General features: G+C 63.8%; 8 protein-coding genes. All 8 read right to left on the bottom strand.

Annotated elements, in window-relative coordinates:
- Positions 1 to 196: FAD-dependent oxidoreductase (locus EN893_RS13320; RefSeq protein WP_164900835.1), on the bottom strand; the 196-nt coding region annotated here is incomplete at its 3' end.
- A gap of 200 nt (positions 197 to 396) precedes the next feature.
- Positions 397 to 1,491: a four-carbon acid sugar kinase family protein gene (locus EN893_RS13315; protein WP_127271657.1), complete on the bottom strand. Its 1,095-nt coding sequence runs from the start codon at positions 1,489 to 1,491 to the stop codon at positions 397 to 399.
- Complete coding sequence (pdxA, locus tag EN893_RS13310) at positions 1,488 to 2,492, bottom strand: 4-hydroxythreonine-4-phosphate dehydrogenase PdxA (RefSeq protein ID WP_127271304.1); 1,005 nt, start codon at positions 2,490 to 2,492, stop codon at positions 1,488 to 1,490. The genes EN893_RS13315 and pdxA overlap by 4 nt, the downstream gene beginning before the upstream one ends.
- A 41-nt stretch (positions 2,493 to 2,533) precedes the next feature.
- Complete coding sequence (locus tag EN893_RS13305) at positions 2,534 to 3,283, bottom strand: SDR family oxidoreductase (protein ID WP_206517165.1); 750 nt, start codon at positions 3,281 to 3,283, stop codon at positions 2,534 to 2,536.
- 13 nt (positions 3,284 to 3,296) lie between these two features.
- The gene (locus EN893_RS13300) at positions 3,297 to 4,247 is read right to left on the bottom strand and encodes a 3-hydroxyacyl-CoA dehydrogenase (RefSeq protein ID WP_236383432.1); all 951 of its coding nucleotides are present in this window, start codon (positions 4,245 to 4,247) and stop codon (positions 3,297 to 3,299) included.
- Positions 4,235 to 5,110: an N-acyl homoserine lactonase family protein gene (locus tag EN893_RS13295; protein WP_127269454.1), complete on the bottom strand. Its 876-nt coding sequence runs from the start codon at positions 5,108 to 5,110 to the stop codon at positions 4,235 to 4,237. Before EN893_RS13295 ends, EN893_RS13300 begins: the two co-directional genes overlap by 13 nt.
- Positions 5,082 to 5,699 carry a hypothetical protein gene (locus tag EN893_RS13290; RefSeq protein ID WP_127269455.1) on the bottom strand — a complete coding sequence of 206 codons (618 nt, stop codon included), beginning with the start codon at positions 5,697 to 5,699 and terminating at the stop codon, positions 5,082 to 5,084. Before EN893_RS13290 ends, EN893_RS13295 begins: the two co-directional genes overlap by 29 nt.
- Positions 5,692 to 6,644, bottom strand: a 953-nt coding sequence (locus EN893_RS13285) for a LacI family DNA-binding transcriptional regulator (RefSeq protein WP_128361578.1), incomplete at its 5' end; no start/stop codon positions are given. The genes EN893_RS13285 and EN893_RS13290, both read right to left, overlap by 8 nt.

Here is a 6,644-nt window from a genome sequence, read left to right as displayed (position 1 = left end):
AGCCCCAATTGCGCGAGGATTGCTCGGCGGCGATGCGGCCCTTTTCCAGCAGCGTCACCGAGACGTTCCGTCGCGCCAGGAACAGTGCCGTGCTCACGCCAATGACCCCGCCGCCGATGATCACGACGTCCGAAGTCTTCGGCAGGGGCTGCTGGAACTGGATCGAGGTGGCTTCGGTGAAGGGGAAGATTGTCAAAGAGCACCGTCCTTCTTGGTATGCTGCGGCGACATCCGGTCCACGCTGGCAGCGAGATCTGGGCAGCGATATCTGGCCGCCGTGAAATGTCGATACCACGCGAGGAGATTGATCGTCAGCTAGTGCTTCAAGGCCGCCTATCGCGACGCGGGCGGCAAAGGTCGAAACAGCATCGTAAAAGCGAACGGACCTGACGCGCCCTACGGTAGACGATTTCGTCCATCTGGAAATACCAAGTGAGCGAGAAGATCGTCGCTCCCGAACCCGCCTGACTTGGAGACGATGACAGCGCCATTCCATGTGGCCGACACCATCCTGCTGACCGCCACGCCGGGCTCGTAGAGTCCCTCGCACAAGAAATGGCTGGCTCCGCAGATGCCTGCCAGCAGCCGCAGCGTCGACCCGCCTGTCACCAAGACAGAACGCGGCGTCGGCAGCCTGGCCACAAGCTGGATGAGCGATCGCTCGATGGCAAGGCGCGCCTGGGATTCCGAAGCAGCGTGGGAGGGCGCGAGCAAAACAAACGGTGGTTCGAGAGGCATGGGACTGGAGCCGTCCATCACGACGGTCTTCAGCCCGCTGACCGCTGCGACCTGGCGCAAAGCAACCGGATGGTTCGTGCCGCAGATGGCGAGATCGAGTGCCTGTGGCCGAAGGTGGGCCGTCCGACTTCCAGCGAGCATGGAGGCCAATCCACCTGAGCCGACATAAAGATCCTCGCTATCCACTCCAAAGGCTGCAATCGCCGCCGCAAGCTCGGCATCGCTTGACGCATCGGCGACAAAAAATCCCTCGCTTGCGCAGGCCTCGCCGATCATGGCAGCCGGAACCCCGTGGCCCAATAATGCATCGACAAGTGCCGGACCGACGGGTGTTATCCCATCCTGCGATACTACGTGCTGCCGGCCGTTGACTGTTGCCCGGCCCAACGCCGGAAAAGCAGGGGCGAAAAGGGCACGCCTAAACCGTCCGGCGCGAAAGGCCGCAACCGACTCTGCGACAGGGTGTCCACGCATGACGCTATCGATTTTCTTGAACGACAGCGACCGTGCGCCCGCTTTGCGATCGGCAAAAACGCCTGTGACACGATCGTATGCCGCTCGTTCCCCTAAGTCCCGGCTGTCGAGATCAATGGCGTTGCAGCCGGAGAGGCCCGGCGGCAGGTCGAGCCAGACCTTCACCGGTTTTTCTGGACTCGCGAAATAGCCGGCCGTGTCGAGCGCACCGGTGATGTCGTCCGCGACGATCAGGACATCCGGCTTGCCAAGCCCGCGCCCGTCGGGGCTACGGTTCACGCAGCGTTCTCCGTGGTCAGCGACAAGGCGTAGTCGATCGCCTCTATGAGGCTGCTTTCGCGGGCGATCCCGCGGCCGGCGATGTCGAAAGCGGTCCCGTGGTCGACGGAGGTCCGCGCGATCGGCAGGCCGAGCGTGATGTTGACGCCGCTCAGGCCAAGCCATTCACCGGTCTGCGGGTCGATCTGGAAGCCAAGCAGCTTCACCGGAATATGGCCTTGATCGTGGTACATGGCCACGACCGCGTCATAGGCGCCGCCGCGCATTTTCACGAAGACGGTATCGCCCGGAACGGGACCATGGACGTCGTGGCCGCGCGCCCTGTAGTCGGCGACAATCGGCTGGGTAATGCGGATGTCGTGGGTCCCGAAAATACCGCCCTCCCCGGCGTGCGGATTGAGCGCGGCAATCGCAACGCGAGGCGCCGTGATCCCCAGATGATTCAGGGCTTCGATCGTCAGGTCGAGAACCCGCCGCATGCGCGGCTCCGTCGCCCTCTTCGGCACATCTTCCAGCGGAATGTGGGTCGTGACGTGGCTGACGCGAAAAGAACCGTGCGCGAGCATCATCGCGCTGTCTCGCGCCCCGGTAAGCGCCGCCAGCAGCTCGGTGTGACCCGGGAACCGATAACCGGCAAGATGCAGCGATTCCTTGTTGAGCGGCGCGGTGACGATGGCCGAAGCCTCGCCGGCCATCGTACGCCGCACACCCTCGGCCACGGCCTCATAGGCCTGCCTGCCGCCTTCCGCCGACACCTGTCCGATCTCAACGGCGGAACCCTCGATCGGCCAGATGCCGAGAGGTTCATCCGCATTCGCGACGGCGGGCAATGGTAAGGCCAGCGACCGGGCTGTCCCGCCAAGCGCCGCAAGTGACCCGATCAGGCGGAGCCGAACCGTGCCAGTCTCAAGGACCGCCGCGAAATGATGGGCGGCCTTGAGCGCGATCTCGGGTCCAACGCCGGCCGGATCGCCGATGGTGATGGCTATGGTTGCGGTCATTCAGCTCTCCATAAGCGCTGTGCGGACGTTCAGGACAAAAATCATACCAGGGGCCGCCCGCCGTCGACCGGAATGACAACTCCTGTCGCGAAGCGAAGATGGGTCGCGACTGCCAGAACCGCCTCGGCAACATCGTCGGGCGTGCCCAATCGCCCGAGCGGCGTCCGGTTCGCCTGTTCATCTCGCCAGGACTCGTCGCGGCCCTTGATGAAATCAGTGTCGACGACGCCCGGTGACACCGACACGACCCTGATTTTCGGAGCCAGGGCGCGCGCCAGCGACTTGGTTAGGTTGTCGACAGCGGCCTTGGAGGCGCAGTAGGCGATGTTGCTGCCCATGGCGGTTGCGCCGGCAATCGACGAGATGTTGACAACGACGCCGCTGGCGGCGCGGTCGAGCAGCGGCCGCATTGCCCGCGTCGCGGCGATGACACCACGCACGTTGACGCTGAAGATGCTGTCGATCAACGCGTCGTCCAGACCATCGAGGTCCGGATGCGGTACGAAACGGGTTATGCCGGCGCAATTGACCAGGATATCGAGCCGGCCGAACCTTTCCTCGATCTGGCCGGCCAATCGCGCGAGGCAGTCGCTGTCGGTGACGCTCGCCTCGGCGACGAGATGATCGCGGGGCGTTAGCGACGAGACCAGCGCTTCGGCCGCCTGGCGTGAACTGTTGTAGCCGACGACGACCGACGCCCCTTCCTGCGCGAGCCTCGATACGATCTGCGCGCCGATACCACCGGTCGCTCCGGTCACCAGGGCAACCTTGTCTTGCAGCATTGCCGCCATGGCCCTCTCCGTGTCAGACGCTGGTACGTTGCTTATAAGCGACGAGCGCCATGAGATTGCGGTCGCGCCAGGTGCTGCGTTCACCGAGGCGGGATGCCGACAGTTTCTCGCGGCGTTCGGCTTCGGCCTTGCCGATCAGCGCTTCGGACCAAGGCGCCAGATCGCGCCTTGCCAGTGCGATCGCGTGGTAGAGCGGCCCCAGACGCCGCGCATAGTCGGCAATCCCGCCAGGCGCGTTGAGGTCGATCGTCTCGAACGGTCCCATGAAGGACCAGCGGTAGCCAAGCCCGTGCGACACCGTCAGATCGATGTCGGCGGCACTTGCGACACCTTCCTCAAGCAATGCCCAGGCTTCGTTGAGCAGCGCACCCTGGAGCCTGTTCAGGACAAAGCCCTCCACCTCCTTGCGCACGACGATGGCCGCCTGGCCCACGGCTTCCATTTGTTCCCGTAGCCAAGGAACGATGTTTGCGTCCGTCCATGGCGCCGGAACCAGTTCGACCAACGGGATCAGATGTGGAGGATTCACCGGATGCACCACGAGGAAGCGTGCGCGTTTTACACATTGTTCCGTAAACGCCGAGGCAGGAATACCTGAGCTGGAGCTGCCTACGACGGCATCGGGCCGCATGGCCCGATCGATCTCGAGGCAGACGGCCTGCTTGACATCGCGCCGTTCGAGCACCGATTCCTGGATATAGTCGGCATCGGCAACCGCACTCTCGAGCGTGTCGACCACCCTTAACCGCCGCATGACAGGATCGATCGCATCGATCAGCCCGGCTTCGTGCATGTCGGCAAGACTGGCGCGGATCCTGTCAATCACCGCCACGCGGATGTCGTCGCTGCCGTCATAGATGGTCACGTCATGACCAGCACGAGCGAAGACGATCGCCCAGCCGCGGCCGACGAGCCCTGCCCCGACAATGGCCACCTTGCGGATTTGCTCCATTACTGCACCCACGATTTCTCGCCGTCCGCGAGGCAGATTTCAGTGATGCGCAGGCCATCCTTGGTGATGCGCGAGGGGAAACGGTCCTTCAGCCGCTCTTCGTGGATGGGAATGACGCGCCGTGCCTCGTAATTCACCTGCTTCATCATCTCCTCGGTCGCCAGCACGAGATTGGTCTGGCTGCCGACCGCAAGGCCCACCGGGACGTAGAGCGTCTCGACATCGACGGCAGCTCCCGAGCCCTCGATATTGTCGAAGACATAGACGAGATCGCCTGCCAGCACCCAGGTATCTTCGTTGCCGTTGCGTACGGTGACCCACATCGAACCGTAGGTGTGGCTATCGAAGGCGGGATGGAGATCGACGTTCGGCAGCACGTCCTGCTTTGCGCCATCGATCGTCACCAGCCGCTTCTGGCGGGCCAGGTCGACACCGCGTACGATATCGCCAGGGTCGACGGCGACGTTCATCCAGCGCATGCGGTCCGGCAGCGACATCGCCCAGACCCATTTCGCGATTTCGCGCTCCTGGATGTAGAAGGTAGCCTTCGGGAAGTCCTCGACATTGCCGAAATGATCGAAGTGGGCGTGGGTGACGAAGACCGTGTCGACGTCCTGCGGCGACAGGCCGATCTCGCTGAGGACGGCCTCGGGTGAGTGCCAGTTCTCGACGCCGAACTTGTCGCCGAGATGCTTGCCGTAGTCCTTGTTGTTGTAGCCGACATCGACCATGGCGACGTGGCCGTTGCCCTTGATCAGCGCATAGCAGTAGGGAAGCTTGACGTGACCCTGATTGTGGGCGCCGTAGAGCACGCCGCTCTTGTGGTAGTTGGTGACGTAGCTGTACTCAAGCACCCAGATCGAATATTGACCCATCGTTTCCTCCCTGTTTTCGCCAGCGCTGTGCACAACTGCAGCAGGCATGATTGAAATCGATCGGCGTCATGCCGGCGCGCGGCTCCGACGCCGCCTGCAGCCAGGCATAGGCGTGCTTGATCCTCTCCGCTGCCCGGTCGAGATGCTGCTGCCAGTCGCGCCGCAGCCGGGCCAGGCCGAATTCGTCAAGCACTTCGCCGAGCGTCGCGTGCGCGGTCTCCAGGCGCACGCAATGGGCCTCCAGACCGCGCGGCGTCTGCAAGGCGCCCAGGCGCTGCTTGACCTCGGCCCATTGTTCACAGGCCGCCGGGATATCCGGCAGGTCGAGCACATCGCGGCGACCGCCAGCTTCGGCCAAAACCAGCAAGCCCGCGACCTGCCCAATCAGCCGGCGCAGGCCGTCATAGATGGGACGGGTGGCGACCACGTAGCGGACGACGGCCTCGTCGGTCGCCCCGTCCTTGTCGATGGCTGGTTGGAATTGCCCGCTTTCAGCGTCCGACGGCTGCGGCGCTGCAACCAGCTCGCAGTCGTAGCGGTGAACGTTGACCGCGCGTTCGAAGAAGCGCTTTGCGGATAGATCAGTCATGATGCCTCCTGCGCGTCGTCGCGCGCTCGATCACGGCGCCTGGCGCAATCATCTGCACGACCGGCTCCCGGCCAGCATTCGTGCCCAGTTCCTTGGCCAGCGAAATCGTCGCCTCCAACATCTTTTCGATGGGCTGCTTGACGGTCGTCAGCCCGTGCGAAGGCCAATGCGCCATTTCGATATCGTCGAAGCCGACGATCGAGAGGTCGTCCGGCACGTTGAGGCCCAGTTCCCGAACGCCGTCGAGAAAGCCTATGGCGAGAATGTCGTTGGCGCAGAACACGCCGTCGGGCATCTCTTCAAGATCACGTAGCTTGCAGGCGGCCTCGTAGCCGGCGTGGTAGCTGAACTGCCCCGCATCGATGACGGCAGGCACTGCAAGGCCGCGCTCGACCGCGCGTTCGCTGAAGCCGCGGTGACGGGCAACATTGGTCGAGGCATCCGCCAGCGCGGCGATGTAGGCCAGGCGCCGGTGGCCGGTGTCGGCCAGATAGTCGGCAATGCTGCGGCCGCCCAGGATGTTGTCGCAGGAGATGCCGAAAGCGTGGTCGTCGGCCGACAGCCGGTTGAAGAAGATCACCGGCGTGCCGGCGTTGCGGCACTCCTGCGCGGCTTCCGACGACAATGTTGCCGCGAGAATGATGGCGAGGTCGGGCTGGTAGTTGAGAAGAAGGCGCAGCGCCTGGTCGACCTCGCCCGACTGGTCGGCCGCGACCAGCATCACGTTCATGTCGATGGCGCGCAGCTCGGTGGTGAGCCGGGTGAGGACTTCCGGGTAGAACGGATTCTTGATGTCGGCGACGACCACGCCGACAATGCGCGTCTTCTTGGTGATGAGACTGCGCGCGAAGGGGTTTGGCGAATAGCCAATCTCCCTCGCGCGGTTCAACACCACGTCGCGCGTGCCCTTGGCGATCACCGCATCGGCGTGAAAAGCCCTGGAGA

The organism is Mesorhizobium sp. M7A.F.Ca.CA.004.04.2.1 (assembly GCF_004022825.1).
Taxonomy (GTDB): Bacteria; Pseudomonadota; Alphaproteobacteria; order Rhizobiales; family Rhizobiaceae; genus Mesorhizobium.
This window is presented reverse-complemented; position numbering and strand designations above follow the sequence as displayed.